This is a genomic window from Pseudomonas sp. NFPP25 (assembly GCF_900116505.1).
Taxonomy (GTDB): domain Bacteria; phylum Pseudomonadota; class Gammaproteobacteria; order Pseudomonadales; family Pseudomonadaceae; genus Aquipseudomonas; species Aquipseudomonas protegens.
In genome coordinates this window covers 514,111-529,394 of sequence record NZ_FPBG01000004.1, presented here as the reverse complement: position 1 = coordinate 529,394, position 15,284 = coordinate 514,111, and the positions used below count along the sequence as shown (strand labels likewise).

Below are 15,284 nucleotides of genomic sequence, written 5' to 3'. Positions count from 1 at the left end.
GAGGTTGATCCTACTGCACTTCTTCCAGGGCTTGGGCCAAGGGCACATAAAACTCTTCGAACAGGCCGTTGACCGCTTCCCGGGCCTGGTCGGTGACGAAACCGGCCTCCAGCACCAGCACCTGGTACACCCCGCGCTTGATGGCTTCTTCGCTCAGGTGCGTGGAGTTTTCCCGGGTCGTGCACAGAAAGCGCACCCAGGAGGTGAGGATGATCCAGGCATTGAGGGTCAGGGATTCGATCTGCACCTTGTCCATGGCGACGATCCCGGCGTCGACGAAACGCCCGTAGATGGCCATGCCCTGGATCAGGCAGCGCTGGGAAAAGCGTCGGTAGCGCGCAGCCAGCTCGGGGTCGCTGTCCAGCAGGTGCTCCAGGTCGCGGTGCAGGAAGCGATAGCGCCACATGGCCGCCAGCAGAGCCTGCAGGTAGTAGCGCTTGTCTTGCACGGTGACCGCGCGCCCGGGGGGCGGTCGAAGGAAGCTGTCCACCAGGCTTTCGTACTCGGCAAACAGCACGGCGATGATCGCCTGCTTGTTGGGGAAGTGGTAGTACAGGTTGCCCGGGGAAATCTCCATGTGCGCCGCAATATGGTTGGTGCTGACGTTACGCTCGCCCTGCTGGTTGAAGAGTTCGAGGCTGAACTGGACGATGCGTTCGCGGGTTTTTATGCGTGGGGCCATGGGCGTGGGCTTTAATCAGAAGGCTGGCGTGCATCTTACGTTCTATCCCCCCGGGGATAAATCGCCACCGGCGCAGGAGGGCAATTGACATTTTAGAGCATAAGCTCTAAAAAACTAGCCACCTTACAAAGACGGAGCCCGTCCATGTCTGCCGAAATCGCTTACCTGCAGGATTCCCTTCAGCAACAGGACGAGCTGCTTGAGCTGTTCGAAGCCCAGCGCCGGGCCTTTGCCGCCAACCCGATGCCCCCCGCAGCGCAACGCCAGCAATGGCTGAAGGCACTGCAGGAGCTGCTTAACAACGAGCGCCAGGCCCTGATCGATGCCATCAGCCAGGACTTCAGCAACCGCAGCGCCGACGAAACCCTGCTGGCCGAGCTGATGCCCAGCCTGCACGGCATCCACTACGCCAGCAAACACCTGAAGAAATGGATGAAGCCGTCCCGCCGCGCCGTGGGCCTGGCCTTCCAGCCGGCCTCGGCCAAGGTGGTCTACCAGCCCCTGGGGGTGGTCGGGATCATAGTGCCGTGGAACTACCCGCTGTACCTGTGCATGGGCCCGCTGGTGGGGGCGCTGGCCGCCGGCAACCGAGTGATGCTCAAGCTCAGTGAGTCCACCCCCGCCACCGGGCAACTGCTCAAGCAACTGCTGGCCCGGGTCTTCCCCGAGGACCTAGTGTGCGTGGTGCTGGGCGAGGCCGAGGTGGGCATGGCGTTTTCCAAGCTGCGCTTCGACCACCTGCTGTTCACCGGCGCCACCAGCATCGGCAAGCACGTGATGCGCGCCGCCGCGGAAAACCTGACCCCGGTGACCCTGGAACTGGGCGGCAAATCCCCGGCCATCGTCTCCAGCACCGTGCCCCTCAAGGACGCGGCCGAACGCATCGCCTTCGGCAAGACCCTCAACGCCGGGCAGACCTGCGTCGCCCCGGACTACGTACTGGTGCCGGAAGAGCGCGTCGGCGCCTTTGTCGAAGCCTATCGCCAGGTGGTACGCGGTTTCTTCCCGACCCTGGCGGACAACCCCGACTACACCGCCATCATCAACCAGCGCCAGCTGGCGCGGCTCAACGGTTACCTGAGCGACGCCACCAGCAAGGGCGCGCAGCTGGTGCCACTGTTCGAGCAGAGCCAGGAACGACGCCTGGGCCACAGCCTGCTGCTCAATGTCAGCGATGACATGACCGTGATGCAGGACGAGATCTTCGGCCCGATCCTGCCCATCGTGCCCTACCGGACCCTGGACCAGGCCTTCGCCTATATCACCCAGCGTCCGCGCCCGCTGGCGCTGTACTACTTCGGCTACGACAAGGCCGAGCAGCAACGGGTGCTCAACGAAACCCACTCCGGCGGCGTGTGCCTCAACGACACCCTGCTGCATGTGGCCCAGGACGACCTGCCGTTCGGCGGCATCGGCCCTTCCGGCATGGGCCACTACCACGGGCATGAAGGCTTCCTGACCTTCAGCAAGGCCAAGGGGGTGTTCATCAAGCAGCGGTTCAACGCCGCCCGCCTGATCTACCCGCCGTATGGCAAATCGATCCAGAAGCTCATCCAGAAGCTGTTCATTCGTTAACCAGTACAACGCCGGGTAATAACAACAATGACCCCTAGCCTGTCTGAAACACCCGCGCTGTCACGGCGCGGCCTGCTGAAAATCGGCCTCTGCGCCAGCGCTTTCCTGGCTACTGCCGGGCTCGGCGCCAGCCTCAGCGGTTGCTCCGCCAGCACGCCCGCCAGCGGTTTCACCATGCTGCGCAGCAATGACCTGCCGTTCCTGCGGGCGCTGATCCCGGTGATGCTCGAAGGCGCCGTACCAGCGGACAAGATGCCCGCCGCCATCGAAGGCACCCTGGCCAATCTGGACAACGCCCTCAATCACCTGTCGACCGAGATGTTCAAGCTCACCCAGCAGCTGTTCGATGTACTGGGCATGGCGGTCACCCGCGGCCCGCTGACGGGGATCTGGGGCAGTTGGGAAAACGCCAACGCGGATGACATCCGCAATTTCCTCAGCCGCTGGGAAAACAGCTTCCTGGCCTTGCTGCGCATGGGCCATGCCTCGTTGCTGCAACTGGTGATGATGGCTTGGTACACCCGGCCCGAGTCCTGGGCCCATTGCGGTTATCCCGGGCCACCGAAGGTCTGACCGGCCTTTGTAGCCGCTGCCACAGGTTGCGAACGAGCGGGACGCTCGCGGGGCACTGGGGGTTCGGCTGCAGATCGTCAAACAAGGCCCTGGGGGCCTTTTCGCAGCTTCGCAGGCTCAGCAGCGGCTACAGTGGATGCGCGCCGAGCCATCAATAATAAGAGAGCACCCGATATGCCTGTACCTGATCTGTTCCGCGAAGGCCTGAATCGTGGCTGGAAAACCTACAACGGCTCGCAGTTGGAGCAGGACCTGACCCTGGAAGCCGATGTCGCCATCATCGGCAGCGGCGCCGGGGGCGGCACCACTGCCGAGATCCTCAGCGCCGCCGGCTACAAGGTGCTGCTGATCGAAGAAGGCCCGCTCAAGACCAGCGACGACTTCAAGATGCTCGAAGACCAGGCCTACACCAGCCTCTATCAGGAAGGCATCGGGCGCATGAGCAAGGATGGCGCCATCACCATCCTCCAGGGCCGCGCCGTGGGCGGCACTACCTTGATCAACTGGACGTCGAGCTTCCGTACGCCTGACCCGACCCTGGAGCACTGGGCCCGTGAGCACGGGGTGGTGGGCCACAGCTCGGCCGAAATGGCGCCCTGGTTCGAGAAAATGGAACAGCGCCTGGGCGTCGCGCCCTGGGTCATGCCGCCCAACGCCAACAACGACGTGATCCGCAAGGGCTGCGAAGCCCTGGGCTACAGCTGGCACGTAATTCCGCGCAACGTGCGCGGCTGCTGGAACCTGGGCTACTGCGGCCTGGGCTGCCCGACCAACGCCAAGCAGTCGATGCTGGTGACCACCATTCCGGCGACCCTGGAGAAAGGTGGCGAGCTGCTGTACCTAGCCCGGGCGGAGCGCCTGCAGATCAAGGACGACAAGGTCACCAGCCTGCAATGCCAGGCCATGGACGCCCGCTGCGTGGCCCCCACGGGGCGCACCATCACGGTCAAGGCCAAGCATTACGTGCTGGCCGGTGGCGGCATCAACAGCCCGGCCCTGCTGTTGCGTTCCGATGCGCCGGACCCGCATTCGCGCCTGGGCAAACGCACCTTCCTGCACCTGGTCAACTTCTCCGCCGGGCAGTTCGACGAGGTGATCAACCCGTTCTACGGCGCGCCGCAGTCGATCTATTCCGACCACTTCCAGTGGCAGGACGGCACCACCGGCAAGATGTCCTACAAACTTGAAGTGCCGCCCCTGCAACCGGCCCTGGCCAGCACCCTGCTGGGCGGGTTCGGGCCGCAGAGCGGGCTGTCCATGGAGCAACTGCCCCACACCCACGCCATGCTTGCCCTGCTGCGGGACGGTTTTCACCCTGACAGCACCGGCGGCAACGTCGAACTGCGGGGTGACGGTACCCCGGTCCTCGACTATCAGGTTTCACCCTACGCCTGGGACGGCCTGCGCCGGGCCTTCCACAGCATGGCGGAGATCCAGTTCGCCGGCGGCGCCAAGGCGGTCAAGCCGCTGCACAGCGATGCACGCTTCGCCAAGAGCCTCGACGAAGTGCGGGCGCAGATCGACGGCCTGGACCTGGCCCTGTACCGCACCCGCCTGGGCAGTGCCCACGTGATGGGCGGTTGCGCCATGGGCGAAGATCCGAAAACCGCGGTCACCGACAGCCTCGGGCGCCACCATCAACTGCACAACCTGTCGGTCCACGACGGCTCGCTGTTTCCCACCAGCATCGGCGCCAACCCGCAGCTGTCGGTCTATGGGCTCACAGCGCAATTGGCCAGCGCCTTGGCGGAGCGCCTGAAATCAGTGTGAAAAAGCGGGATATTCTCGTCGTCTATAGTGCTTTCTTCCCTAAAAGGCGACTTGGCCGACCGGGAAGGCTGCGATACCATCCGACTCCCCAACGGATTCCCGCCAGGACGACGCGATGAACCGAGTGTTGTACCCAGGTACCTTCGACCCTATTACCAAGGGCCATGGCGATCTGGTCGAACGCGCCTCGCGCCTGTTCGACCATGTGATCATCGCCGTTGCCGCCAGCCCCAAGAAAAACCCGCTGTTCCCCCTGGAACAGCGCGTGGAACTGGCGCGCGAGGTGACCAAGCATCTGCCCAACGTTGAAGTCGTCGGCTTCTCCACCCTGCTGGCGCATTTTGCCAAGGAGCAGAACGCCAATGTCTTCCTGCGCGGCCTGCGGGCGGTTTCGGACTTCGAATACGAATTCCAGCTGGCCAACATGAACCGCCAGTTGGCCCCGGACGTGGAAAGCCTGTTTCTCACTCCGTCGGAGCGCTACTCGTTCATTTCCTCGACCCTGGTCCGTGAAATCGCTGCCCTGGGCGGTGATATCACCAAGTTCGTACACCCGGCGGTCGCCGAGGCGCTGACCCTGCGCTTCAAGAAATAAGCCGCGCGGCCCCGCACCGGGGCCCTCGCCTGACGTCAGCCATCGCGCCCGCGTGCACTGTGGGCGTCAATACGGCACAATTGCGCGCATTCGTTTTTACATGCCCGGGCCTGCCGCCCAGGCCGGAGTACCCCATGTCCCTGATCATCACCGACGATTGCATCAACTGCGACGTCTGCGAACCCGAGTGCCCTAACGCGGCGATTTCCCAAGGCGAAGAGATCTACGTCATCGATCCGAACCTGTGCACCCAGTGCGTCGGCCACTACGACGAGCCGCAGTGCCAGCAGGTGTGCCCGGTGGATTGCATTCCGCTGGACGAAGCCCGCCCGGAAACCGAAGAAGAGTTGATGGCCAAGTACCGGAAGATCACCGGCAAGGCTTGAGTGATATGGCGCCCTTTCGGCTCCCACAAACACCTGTAGGAGCCGGCTTGCCGGCGAAGCTTCTCAGCTCTGGCAACGCGGGCAATAGACACTGGCCCGCTGGCCCAGCTTGATTTCCCGCAGCCCGGTGCCGCAGACCTTGCAGTTCTCCCCGCCACGCCCGTAGACGAACAGTTCCTGCTGGAAGTAGCCCGGCTGGCCATCGCCACCGATAAAGTCGCGCAAGGTGGTGCCGCCGCGCTCGATGGCGGCCGCCAGGATGCGTTTGATCTCGATCGCCAGCTTCAGGTAGCGTGCCCGGGAAATCCCCTTGGCTTCGCGGCGCGGGTCGATGCCCGCGGCGAACAGCGCCTCGGTCGCATAGATATTGCCCACCCCCACCACCACCGCGTTGTCCATGATGAACGGCTTGACCGCCATGGAACGTCCGCGGGACAGCTGATACAGGCGCTCGCCGTCGAACAGGTCGGTCAGCGGCTCGGGCCCCAGGCGCACCAGCAATTCGTGATTCAGCGGGTCGTGGCTCCAGAGCATGGCGCCAAAGCGCCGCGGATCGGTGTAGCGCAGGGCCAGGCCGGACTCCAGCTCGATATCCACATGTTCGTGCTTGGCCGCCGGCAGCCCGACCTCCACCAGACGCAGGTTGCCGGACATTCCCAGGTGGCTGATCAGGGTGCCGACTTCGGCATTGATCAAAAGGTATTTGGCCCGCCGCTCCACCAGCACAATGCGCTGCCCGGACAGGCGCACGTCCAGATCTTCGGGGATCGGCCAGCGCAAGCGCCGGTCACGGACGATGACCCGGCTGACTTTCTGGCCTTCCAGATGCGGCGCGATTCCGCGCCGGGTGGTTTCGACTTCCGGTAATTCAGGCATATGCGCCCCTGGTACTCATCGCGAAATGAACGATCAGTGCGCGCCCAGCTCGCGCACGGTTTCCTTGAGGTTCTCGAAGTCGTAGTCCGACAGGCCGACGTAATCGAGAATCAGGTGGCCGATGCTGTTCCACTCGTGGTCTTCCACCTGATTGCCCAGCACCCGGTAGGACGCGCAGATGTGCTCGGCCATCTTGAGGATCGCCAGCAGGTTCTTCAGTTGGCTGTTGCGCGAGGATTCGTCGCTGAAGATCGCCAGGGCGTTGTGGTGGTTGGCAATGGCGTTGGTCACGTGCTCCGGCAGGCGCCAGGACTTGGCCGTGTAGTAGCCGACCACCGCGTGGTTGGTATTGAAGGCACGGTTTTCCGTGTCCACCACCCGCTGCTCCGGGCCGGCGCTGCCGTAGGCCTCTTCCAGCACAGTCATGTAGTCGGGGAAGCGCTTGAGCATCAGCGGCACGCCGCAGTCATGGAACAGGCCCAGGGCATAGGCCTCGTCCACGGCCTGGGAGCCGGTGCGCTTGGCCAGGGTCAGGCAGGTCATGGCCACATCCTGGGCGGTGTCCCAGAAGCGGTTGAGGGTGACGATGGTTTCATCGCTCATCTCGCCCTTGATCGACTGCGCATTGATCAGGTTGATGATCGAACGGCTACCCAGGAGATTCACCGCCCGCTGGATCGAAGCAATCTTGTTGCTCAGCCCGTAATACGGTGAATTGACGATCTTCAGCAACGCGCCGGACAGGCCCGGGTCCTGGGAGATCAGCTTAGCGATCACCTCCAGATCGGGATCGGGCATGTACTGCTCCATCTGCAAATCCACCATGATTTGCGGTTGGGGCGGCACGCTGATGCCTTGCAGGGCCTGTTGAATCTGTTCGGCTGATAGCTCTTGGGACATAAGTACACGCTCTGGGTGAGCCGGGGATTCTAACCTCTAACACGGGAATGTTGGGCGACCGGACAGGAACTTTACCCAATGGTTGCGGCAAAGGGCTCCCGCCGCAGGTCCATTGGCCATCGCTTGCGCCCCGCGACGGGGTATAATCGCGCCCTTTTTTCCGGAGCGACGTCATGTCCCTGCCAAGCCTGCGCCTCAAAGCCAACGCCGATCGCCGCCTGCGCGCCGGCCACCTGTGGGTCTACAGCAACGAAATCGATGTAGCCGCCACCCCTCTGCACGGCTTCAAGGCAGGCGACCAGGCAGTGCTGGAAGCCGCCGGCGGCAAGCCCCTGGGCGTGGTCGCCATGAGCCCGAACAACCTGATCTGCGCCCGCCTGCTGTCGCGCGATGCCAAGCTGGCCCTGGATAAGTCGCTGCTGGTGCACCGCCTGAACGTGGCCCTGTCCCTGCGCGAGCGCCTGTTCGACAAACCGTTCTACCGCCTGGTGTACGGCGACTCCGACCTGCTGCCGGGCCTGGTGGTCGATCGTTTCGGCGACATCCTGGTGGTACAGATCGCCTCCGCGACCATGGAAACCCACAAGGACGACATCATTGCCGCCCTGACCCAGGTGCTCAAGCCCAGCGGCATCCTGTTCAAGAACGACTCCGCCGCCCGTGACGCCGAAGGCCTGGGACGCTACGTCGAAACCGTGTTCGGCCTGGTGCCGGAGTGGGCCGCCCTGGAAGAGAACGGCGTGAAGTTCGAAGCCCCGGTGATCCAGGGCCAGAAAACCGGCTGGTTCTACGACCACCGCATGAACCGTGCCCGCCTGGCGCCTTATGCCAAGGGCAAGCGCGTGCTGGACCTGTACAGCTACATCGGCGGTTGGGGCGTGCAGGCCGCGGCTTTCGGCGCCAGCGAAGTGTTCTGCGTCGACGCCTCGGCCTTCGCCCTCGACGGCGTGGAGCGCAACGCCGCGCTGAACGGCTTTGCCGAGAAAATGACCTGCATCGAAGGCGACGTCTTCGAAGCCCTGAAGGAACTCAAGGCCAGCGAAGAGCGCTTCGACGTGATCGTTGCCGACCCGCCCGCCTTCATCAAGCGCAAGAAAGACCTGAAGAACGGCGAAGGCGCCTACCGCCGCCTTAACGAGCAAGCCATGCGCCTGCTCAACAAGGACGGCATCCTGGTCAGCGCTTCGTGCTCGATGCACCTGCCCGAGGACGACCTGCAGAACATCCTCCTGACCAGCGCCCGCCACCTGGACCGCAACATCCAGCTGCTGGAGCGCGGCGGCCAGGGCCCGGACCACCCGGTGCACCCGGCCATTCCGGAAACCCGCTACATCAAGAGCATCACCTGCCGCCTGCTGCCCAACAGCTGAGCCACTGCCTGCCCAGGGACGCCACAGCATCCCTGGGCAACCGCTCGAGCGCCTCGCTCCCCTCTCGCTTCTCCCCTCTCGCCGCCCGGGCCATTGGATAACCCAGGGAAACCCGCGCTTATATACCTATGATCCATCAAAGTAACTAGCCAATATCCTACAGTGCTCTAGGCAATCACTTACCTAATAACTACTTGATTCCTCTCTATTGCTGTCTACTCTTCGGAAGTCGCTTAGGAAGCGACATTCATTCAAATCGTTTAGGAGCAATAACAATGAAAGCTATCTCCCTCGAATCGAAAAAGATCGCCAACCTGGCTTGCCTCGCAGCGGCTAAATCCCGCTAAGTAATTGATGAACTGGGGAGTGCCGGCTACCCAGCTTCATCTTTGGTCAAGTTCAGAGTTTTAAAAGAACATGCAAATAAACCCGAACTTTTTCATACTTGCCCGCCCGCCCTTCACTGTTATCTGGAACTATAAAGATCACACTCAGTTCGAACTGGACTCGATCTATTCCACACGCCTCATACAACTTGTCGAAGACCCTTCGCAGTATGACCACAAGAATGAAATAGATAGTGCATTCGCCGCCGCCGGGCTCCTGTCCAACGAGACTTTCGAGCCACTTGAATGGGGCTGGGATGAACTGTCGCGGATCTTCCACATCGGCACCAAGAACCTGCCCTTCGAGCAAGTGCCCCAGGATATTCATGAGTGGTCCGCCCAATACCTCGAGCATTGCGATCAGGTACTGGACACCCCGGCCCCCTCAGCCCGCTTTGCCGAAACCTCCCACAATGGTCTGATCCGCCTGCCCGCGCCGGTACTGGAAACCGCTAGCTCCCTGAACCAGGTGCTGCTGCAGCGCAAGACTTCACGCTCCTTTTCCCAGCAGGCCGTGGCCCTGGAAGAGCTCAGCACCCTGCTCTACCTGTCCCTGGGCTACCTCAAGGAACGGGAAGCCGACACGGACGAGACCGTCCCCGAAGCCCTGCGGCCAAGGCGCAGCAGCCCTTCCGGCGGTGGCCTGAACGCCTGCGAGGGTTATGTCTATGCCGCCAGGGTCCGCGGCCTGGAGCCGGGCCTCTATTACTACCACCCGGAGCTGCACGCCTTGCGGCCCGTGCACCCGCTTCCCGAAGAACCCCTGGGCCTGCTGCTGGCTGGCCAGCACTTCGTCAACGAACTGCCCCTGGGCCTGTTCCTGACCTGCCGCTTCGACAAGCTGTGGTGGAAATACGAACACTCCCGGGCCTACCGCATGGCCTATGTCGAGGCCGGGCATATCTCGCAAACCTTCCAGCTCGCGGCCACTGCCCTGGGCCTGGACACCTGGCTGACGGGAGCCCTGAGCGACGAGCGCGTGGAGCAATTGCTGGGGCTGCAGGACGCCGCGGAACAGCCGCTGTTCTTTGTCGGCTGCGGCCAAGGTGATGGCCAGGTGCAATGCAAGGAACTCAAGGCCCTGATCGAACAGCGGGAGCGCGAACAGTAATGCACCCCGCCGCATCGTCCAAAGAGGCCCAGGCAGGCCGGCGTCCCTACTCCCTCGGCGACTGGGACAACCGCTCCGCGGTGCGCTCGCGCAAGAGCAGCTACCAGCTACCGCCCCACAGCGAGCTCGAACAGGAACTGCAGACCCGTGACTGGTTTCCGCCGGCCTTCATCCCCTACTTCGCCGACCCGGCCATCCAGCACGCCGGGAGGACGGTACAGCAGCGCCTGGCGGCCAACCACCTGGTGTACTTCCTGCACTACACGACGATCCTGGAGCACAAGATCGTCAACCGCTCGGTGGAAACCCTGATCCACGGGGAACTGGCGATCGAGCTGCCGGAGACGATGAAAATCGCGGCCCTGCAGTTGTATACCGACGAGGGCTATCACGCCCTGTTCTCCTTCAAGCTGGCGGAGCAGGTGGCGAATGGTTACGCCATGCCAGCCTGGCAGCCACTGCCCAGGCGCATCCGCCTGATGCACGACCTGCTGGCCCGCTGCGCCGATTCTCAACGGCCCCTGGTCTGGTTCCTGCTGGGTTTCGTCTCCGAAACCATCATTGCCAAGGAGTTGCTGAGCATCACCGGTGATGGGCTGGTGTCCACGGTCTACCAGATGTTCAGGGAGCACCTGGAAGACGAGGCCCGGCACAGTCGTTATTTCAGCGAAGTGTTCGACTATGTCTGGGCACGACTGTCGCCGCAGCAGCAGGTTTTTTCCGCCAGCCAACTGATCGATATCATTTTCATCTTCGCTGCCGTGGACCAGGAGTGGCTGAGCGCAAGCCTGAACGAGGCCGGCATTCCCCTCGCCGCGGCACATGCCGCCATCCACAGCCTGATTCAGCCGAGTGCAGAAGTGCTGCGCGCCCGCTCGATCGCCGGCGCCACCCTGCAAGCCATGAAGCGCGCAGGTTTCTTCGAGCACGATGACAACCGCCGACTCTTCACCCAGACAGGACTGATCGATGCCTGAAATCAGGGATGACTCTGCCTCCACGACCAGGAAGGTCGGCGCCATTGTCTTGCTCATGGCCATGGTCATGCTCGGGGTGTTCCCGATCGACGTGCTCTTGCCTTCTTTTCCTGCACTGTCCCAACACTTTGCTACCAGCGCCGCCGACATCGCCCTGTCCGTCAGCCTGTTCGCCATCGGCATCTCGATCTCCCAATTGCTGATCGGCCCGCTGTCGGATGCCCTGGGCCGCAAGACCCTGCTGCTGGCCGGCATGGCCGTATCGGTCGGCGGCGCTCTGGGCTGCGTCTGGGCCAGGGACTACAACTGGTTTCTGGTGTTTCGCGTGGTCCAGGCACTGGGCTGTGGCTGCTTCGTGCTGTCCCAGGCGCTGGTCCAGGACCTGTTCGTCGGCCAGGAGCGCGACCGCCTGCGGATCCTCATGGTCACCGCCAGCGGCCTGTGCATTTCCCTCTCGCCCCTGGCCGGGACCCTGCTGCAAAGCCTGATGGGCTGGCCAGGCAGCTTCTATGTGTTCAGCGCGATTGCCGTCCTGGTGTTTCTCAAGGCGCTGGCCACCCTGGAAAACCCGCCGATCGTCAGGAGCGGCCCGCGCACCGGCATCCTCCAGGCCTACCGACGGGTCTGCAGCAACTTCAGTTTCGTCGCCTACTGGCTGATCTCGGCCATCGTCTTCGCTTGCCACTTCTCGTTCATCGTGGTGTCGCCGCTGATCTTCCTGGAGCAACTGCAGCTCAGCAACTACGAGTTTTCCCTGACCCTGCTGCTCTACGGCGCGGCCTACGTGATTGGCGGGGTGGTAGCCGGGGTGCTCAACAAATACCTGGAGCCCGGCACCCAGATCATTACCGGGTTGTGCCTGATCTTCCTCGCCGGGCTGGTCATGCTGCTGTTGGCCAGCCAGTTCGGCCTGTCCATCAGCACGGTGCTGGTGCCGATGATCATCTGCACCGCCGGCACCACCATCACCCGGCCCGCCGCCACGTCCAGGGCCATGGAACTGTTCCCGGACAATGCCGGCGCCTCGGCCTCGGCCGGCAACACGCTGATTTTCGTCATGGGCGGGCTGATCAGCGCCGTGATCAACCTCAGCGCCAGCGACCTGCAGACCACCCTGGCCCTGAGTTTCATCGCCCTGAGCAGCGTCGGCCTGCTGGTCAACCAGCGCATCAGCCGCCGCGCCCGGAACCTGCGCCTGGCCTGAAGCCCGGATGCCCGGGTCCTGGTGGCCATCAGGCGGTTGTGGCAGCTCCCTCGCTGAAACGGGCCAGCCCGCGGCCAGTCAGGCACAGGCCAAGGGAGAAGGCCAGGGTCGGGCCGGCAAAGAACAGCAGGGACATCCACCCACTCTTGAAAGGGTCGAGATGACGGTAAGCAAGCCACAGCTCGAACAGCTTCAGCACCAGCCAGGGCCATGGCAAGGCCAGCACCAGCCAGAACACATTGCCCAGCAGGCGCCGGCCCAATCGTGCCCGCCCTTGCACCCGGCTCACCACGGCCACGGCGACCAGCAGCCCGGCCGCCACGCAGTACTCCATCCGCGGGCTGGAGGGTAGCTCGTCATACAGCCGTACCAGCCCCGCCGCCCCCAGGCCCAGCAGCAACATGAGCCCCCAGGTGCGCCACTGGCGCTGCTGCCCGGCCAGCATTTGCAACCCCCCGCCGCCCACCAGTAGCGCAGCGCCCGTTGCGACGATGCCCAGGCCGGACCAATCGCTGTACAACAACAGCCACATCAGCAGCAGCCCCTGCAGCAGGCCGACGCCCAGGCAGAACTTGAAGGATTGCAGAGTCGCGGACATTCCAGCTCCATTGGAAGGTAATCGAAGGGCGGCGAGTCTAAACCAGGATGGCAGCGTCCGGTGATATCCAGGCAATCAATGCCACAGAGCGGCCCCGGCATTCCTTCCTGACGCCAGCGGTGTAGAATCGGCGAATTCATCGCCAGTCATCCCCCGGCGGGTTTATGAGCTCAGGCTGAGGCGCGCGGCGATCCCGCGGCGTCATCGGCAGCTTTCGGACACACGGCCATTTCTGAGTGTTCCCGAGGTCAATAGAAGCTCACTCCCCATTTGTTACCTGATTAGCCGCCCGGAGTGCTCCATGCCTGATTACCGCTCGAAAACATCCACCCATGGCCGCAACATGGCCGGTGCTCGCGCCCTGTGGCGCGCCACGGGGATGAAAGATGCCGACTTCAAGAAGCCGATCATCGCCATTGCCAACTCCTTCACCCAGTTCGTCCCGGGGCACGTGCACCTGAAGGACCTGGGCCAACTGGTGGCTCGCGAGATCGAACGCGCCGGTGGCGTGGCCAAGGAATTCAACACCATCGCCGTGGACGACGGCATCGCCATGGGCCATGACGGCATGCTGTATTCCCTGCCGAGCCGCGAGATCATCGCCGACTCCGTGGAGTACATGGTCAACGCCCACTGTGCCGACGCCATCGTGTGCATTTCCAACTGCGACAAGATCACCCCCGGCATGCTGATGGCCGCCCTGCGCCTGAACATCCCGGTGATCTTCGTTTCCGGCGGCCCGATGGAAGCCGGCAAGACCAAGCTCGCCAGCCACGGCCTGGACCTGGTGGACGCCATGGTCATCGCCGCCGACTCCAGCGCTTCTGACGAGAAGGTTGCCGAGTACGAGCGCAGCGCCTGCCCGACCTGCGGTTCGTGCTCCGGCATGTTCACCGCCAACTCCATGAACTGCCTGACCGAAGCCCTGGGGCTCGCCCTGCCGGGCAACGGTTCGACCCTGGCCACCCACAGCGATCGCGAAGAGCTGTTCCTGCGGGCCGGGCGCACCATCGTCGAGCTGTGCCAGCGCTACTACGGCGACAACGACGAGTCGGTCCTGCCGCGCAACATCGCCAACTTCAAGGCGTTCGAGAACGCCATGACCCTGGATATCGCCATGGGCGGTTCCACCAACACCATCCTGCACCTGCTGGCCGCCGCCCAGGAAGCCGAGATCGACTTCGACCTGCGGGACATCGATCGCCTGTCGCGCCACGTGCCGCAGCTGTGCAAAGTGGCGCCGAACATCCAGAAGTACCACATGGAAGACGTGCACCGCGCCGGCGGCATCTTCAGCATCCTCGGCGAACTGGCCCGTGGCGGCCTGCTGCACACCGACCTGCCCACCGTGCACAGCAAGAGCATGGCCGAAGGCATCGCCCAGTGGGACATCACCCAGACCAGCGACGAAGCCGTGCATCACTTCTTCAAGGCCGGCCCGGCAGGCATCCCGACCCAGACGGCGTTCAGCCAGTCGACCCGTTGGGACAGCCTCGACGATGACCGTGAAAACGGCTGCATCCGCAGTGTCGAGCATGCCTACTCGAAAGAAGGCGGCCTGGCCGTGCTCTACGGCAACATCGCCCTGGACGGCTGCGTGGTGAAGACCGCCGGTGTCGACGAGTCGATCCATGTCTTCGAAGGCAACGCCAAGATCTTCGAGAGCCAGGACAGCGCGGTGCGCGGCATCCTCGCCGACGAGGTGAAGGAAGGCGACATCGTGATCATCCGTTACGAAGGCCCGAAAGGCGGCCCGGGCATGCAGGAAATGCTCTATCCGACCTCCTACCTGAAGTCCAAGGGCCTGGGCAAAGCCTGCGCCCTGCTCACCGACGGCCGCTTCTCCGGCGGCACCTCGGGGCTGTCCATCGGCCACGCCTCGCCTGAAGCGGCAGCCGGCGGCGCCATCGGCCTGGTGCAGGACGGCGACAAGGTACTGATCGACATTCCCAACCGCTCGATCAACCTGTTGGTCAGCGACGAGGAACTGGCGGCCCGCCGTGTCGAGCAGGACAAGAAAGGCTGGAAACCGGTGGAAGCACGCCCGCGCAAGGTGACCACCGCGCTGAAGGCCTACGCCCTGCTGGCCACCAGCGCCGACAAGGGTGCGGTGCGCAACAAGGCCATGCTCGACGGCCTGTGATCGTAGCCCGCCAATGAAAATGCCCCGCCAAGTGCGGGGCATTTTTTTTGACCTTGCCGGCGCTTGCGCTGGCAGCCTGGCCCCGTAGAAGCCGGCTTGCCGGCGAAGGCAGCGTTGAACCTTGCATCGCCCTCGACC

General features: G+C 63.5%; 14 protein-coding genes. 10 read left to right on the top strand and 4 right to left on the bottom strand.

Annotated features, from left to right (window positions below; translation table 11 throughout):
• Window positions 1-10 precede the first annotated feature (10 nt).
• Complete coding sequence (locus BM382_RS18700) at window positions 11-682, bottom strand: TetR/AcrR family transcriptional regulator (RefSeq protein ID WP_011064038.1); 672 nt, start codon at window positions 680-682, stop codon at window positions 11-13.
• Window positions 683-781: 99 nt separating this feature from the next.
• On the opposite strand from BM382_RS18700, the gene BM382_RS18695 reads away from it, so the two are divergent.
• From BM382_RS18695 to BM382_RS18675, 5 genes are all read left to right on the top strand, one after another.
• Entirely contained in the window at window positions 782-2,257 is a 1,476-nt protein-coding gene (locus tag BM382_RS18695; RefSeq protein WP_258028609.1) for a coniferyl aldehyde dehydrogenase, read from the top strand.
• Between the two features lie 27 nt (window positions 2,258-2,284).
• On the top strand, window positions 2,285-2,830 hold the full coding sequence (locus tag BM382_RS18690) for a twin-arginine translocation pathway signal protein (protein WP_072443558.1): 546 nt from the start codon (window positions 2,285-2,287) through the stop codon (window positions 2,828-2,830).
• Between the two features lie 174 nt (window positions 2,831-3,004).
• On the top strand, window positions 3,005-4,600 hold the full coding sequence (locus BM382_RS18685) for a GMC family oxidoreductase (RefSeq protein WP_011064041.1): 1,596 nt from the start codon (window positions 3,005-3,007) through the stop codon (window positions 4,598-4,600).
• 115 nt (window positions 4,601-4,715) lie between these two features.
• A complete protein-coding gene (gene coaD, locus BM382_RS18680) occupies window positions 4,716-5,195 on the top strand; it encodes a pantetheine-phosphate adenylyltransferase (RefSeq protein ID WP_022641651.1) in 480 nt (159 codons plus the stop codon).
• Window positions 5,196-5,329: 134 nt separating this feature from the next.
• Window positions 5,330-5,581: a YfhL family 4Fe-4S dicluster ferredoxin gene (locus BM382_RS18675; protein ID WP_011064042.1), complete on the top strand. Its 252-nt coding sequence runs from the start codon at window positions 5,330-5,332 to the stop codon at window positions 5,579-5,581.
• Between the two features lie 63 nt (window positions 5,582-5,644).
• On the opposite strand, the gene mutM is transcribed toward BM382_RS18675, so the two are convergent.
• Both mutM and BM382_RS18665 read right to left on the bottom strand, forming a co-directional pair.
• On the bottom strand, window positions 5,645-6,457 hold the full coding sequence (gene mutM / locus BM382_RS18670) for a bifunctional DNA-formamidopyrimidine glycosylase/DNA-(apurinic or apyrimidinic site) lyase (RefSeq protein ID WP_011064043.1): 813 nt from the start codon (window positions 6,455-6,457) through the stop codon (window positions 5,645-5,647).
• 33 nt (window positions 6,458-6,490) lie between these two features.
• Window positions 6,491-7,303: an HDOD domain-containing protein gene (locus BM382_RS18665; RefSeq protein WP_162865006.1), complete on the bottom strand. Its 813-nt coding sequence runs from the start codon at window positions 7,301-7,303 to the stop codon at window positions 6,491-6,493.
• Between the two features lie 227 nt (window positions 7,304-7,530).
• On the opposite strand from BM382_RS18665, the gene BM382_RS18660 reads away from it, so the two are divergent.
• From BM382_RS18660 to BM382_RS18645, 4 genes are all read left to right on the top strand, one after another.
• The gene (locus BM382_RS18660; protein WP_072443555.1) at window positions 7,531-8,727 is read left to right on the top strand and encodes a class I SAM-dependent rRNA methyltransferase; all 1,197 of its coding nucleotides are present in this window, start codon (window positions 7,531-7,533) and stop codon (window positions 8,725-8,727) included.
• A 417-nt stretch (window positions 8,728-9,144) separates the two neighbouring features.
• Window positions 9,145-10,224 carry a SagB family peptide dehydrogenase gene (locus BM382_RS18655; RefSeq protein WP_072443553.1) on the top strand — a complete coding sequence of 360 codons (1,080 nt, stop codon included), beginning with the start codon at window positions 9,145-9,147 and terminating at the stop codon, window positions 10,222-10,224.
• Window positions 10,224-11,201 carry a diiron oxygenase gene (locus BM382_RS18650; protein WP_072443551.1) on the top strand — a complete coding sequence of 326 codons (978 nt, stop codon included), beginning with the start codon at window positions 10,224-10,226 and terminating at the stop codon, window positions 11,199-11,201. Before BM382_RS18655 ends, BM382_RS18650 begins: the two co-directional genes overlap by 1 nt.
• A complete protein-coding gene (locus BM382_RS18645) occupies window positions 11,194-12,405 on the top strand; it encodes a multidrug effflux MFS transporter (protein WP_065365082.1) in 1,212 nt (403 codons plus the stop codon). The genes BM382_RS18650 and BM382_RS18645 overlap by 8 nt, the downstream gene beginning before the upstream one ends.
• Window positions 12,406-12,433: 28 nt before the next feature.
• Here BM382_RS18645 and BM382_RS18640 read toward each other — a convergent pair whose 3' ends face one another.
• Window positions 12,434-13,003, bottom strand: coding sequence for a hypothetical protein (locus tag BM382_RS18640; protein WP_065365081.1), 570 nt, complete (start codon window positions 13,001-13,003; stop codon window positions 12,434-12,436).
• Between the two features lie 301 nt (window positions 13,004-13,304).
• Between BM382_RS18640 and ilvD the strand changes: the two genes are divergently transcribed.
• Entirely contained in the window at window positions 13,305-15,146 is a 1,842-nt protein-coding gene (gene ilvD / locus BM382_RS18635) for a dihydroxy-acid dehydratase (protein WP_072443548.1), read from the top strand.
• Window positions 15,147-15,284: the final 138 nt, after the last annotated feature.

Bases quoted from the DNA above. Each gene is read 5' to 3' on its own strand.
- BM382_RS18690 (WP_072443558.1), top strand. From the start codon at position 2,285: ATGACCCCTAGCCTGTCTGAAACACCCGCGCTGTCACGGCGCGGCCTG.
- BM382_RS18650 (WP_072443551.1), top strand. From the start codon at position 10,224: ATGCACCCCGCCGCATCGTCCAAAGAGGCCCAGGCAGGCCGGCGTCCC.
- BM382_RS18700 (WP_011064038.1), bottom strand. From the start codon at position 682: ATGGCCCCACGCATAAAAACCCGCGAACGCATCGTCCAGTTCAGCCTC.
- BM382_RS18645 (WP_065365082.1), top strand. From the start codon at position 11,194: ATGCCTGAAATCAGGGATGACTCTGCCTCCACGACCAGGAAGGTCGGC.
- BM382_RS18640 (WP_065365081.1), bottom strand. From the start codon at position 13,003: ATGTCCGCGACTCTGCAATCCTTCAAGTTCTGCCTGGGCGTCGGCCTG.
- BM382_RS18675 (WP_011064042.1), top strand. From the start codon at position 5,330: ATGTCCCTGATCATCACCGACGATTGCATCAACTGCGACGTCTGCGAA.
- BM382_RS18655 (WP_072443553.1), top strand. From the start codon at position 9,145: ATGCAAATAAACCCGAACTTTTTCATACTTGCCCGCCCGCCCTTCACT.
- BM382_RS18660 (WP_072443555.1), top strand. From the start codon at position 7,531: ATGTCCCTGCCAAGCCTGCGCCTCAAAGCCAACGCCGATCGCCGCCTG.
- ilvD (WP_072443548.1), top strand. From the start codon at position 13,305: ATGCCTGATTACCGCTCGAAAACATCCACCCATGGCCGCAACATGGCC.
- coaD (WP_022641651.1), top strand. From the start codon at position 4,716: ATGAACCGAGTGTTGTACCCAGGTACCTTCGACCCTATTACCAAGGGC.
- BM382_RS18685 (WP_011064041.1), top strand. From the start codon at position 3,005: ATGCCTGTACCTGATCTGTTCCGCGAAGGCCTGAATCGTGGCTGGAAA.
- mutM (WP_011064043.1), bottom strand. From the start codon at position 6,457: ATGCCTGAATTACCGGAAGTCGAAACCACCCGGCGCGGAATCGCGCCG.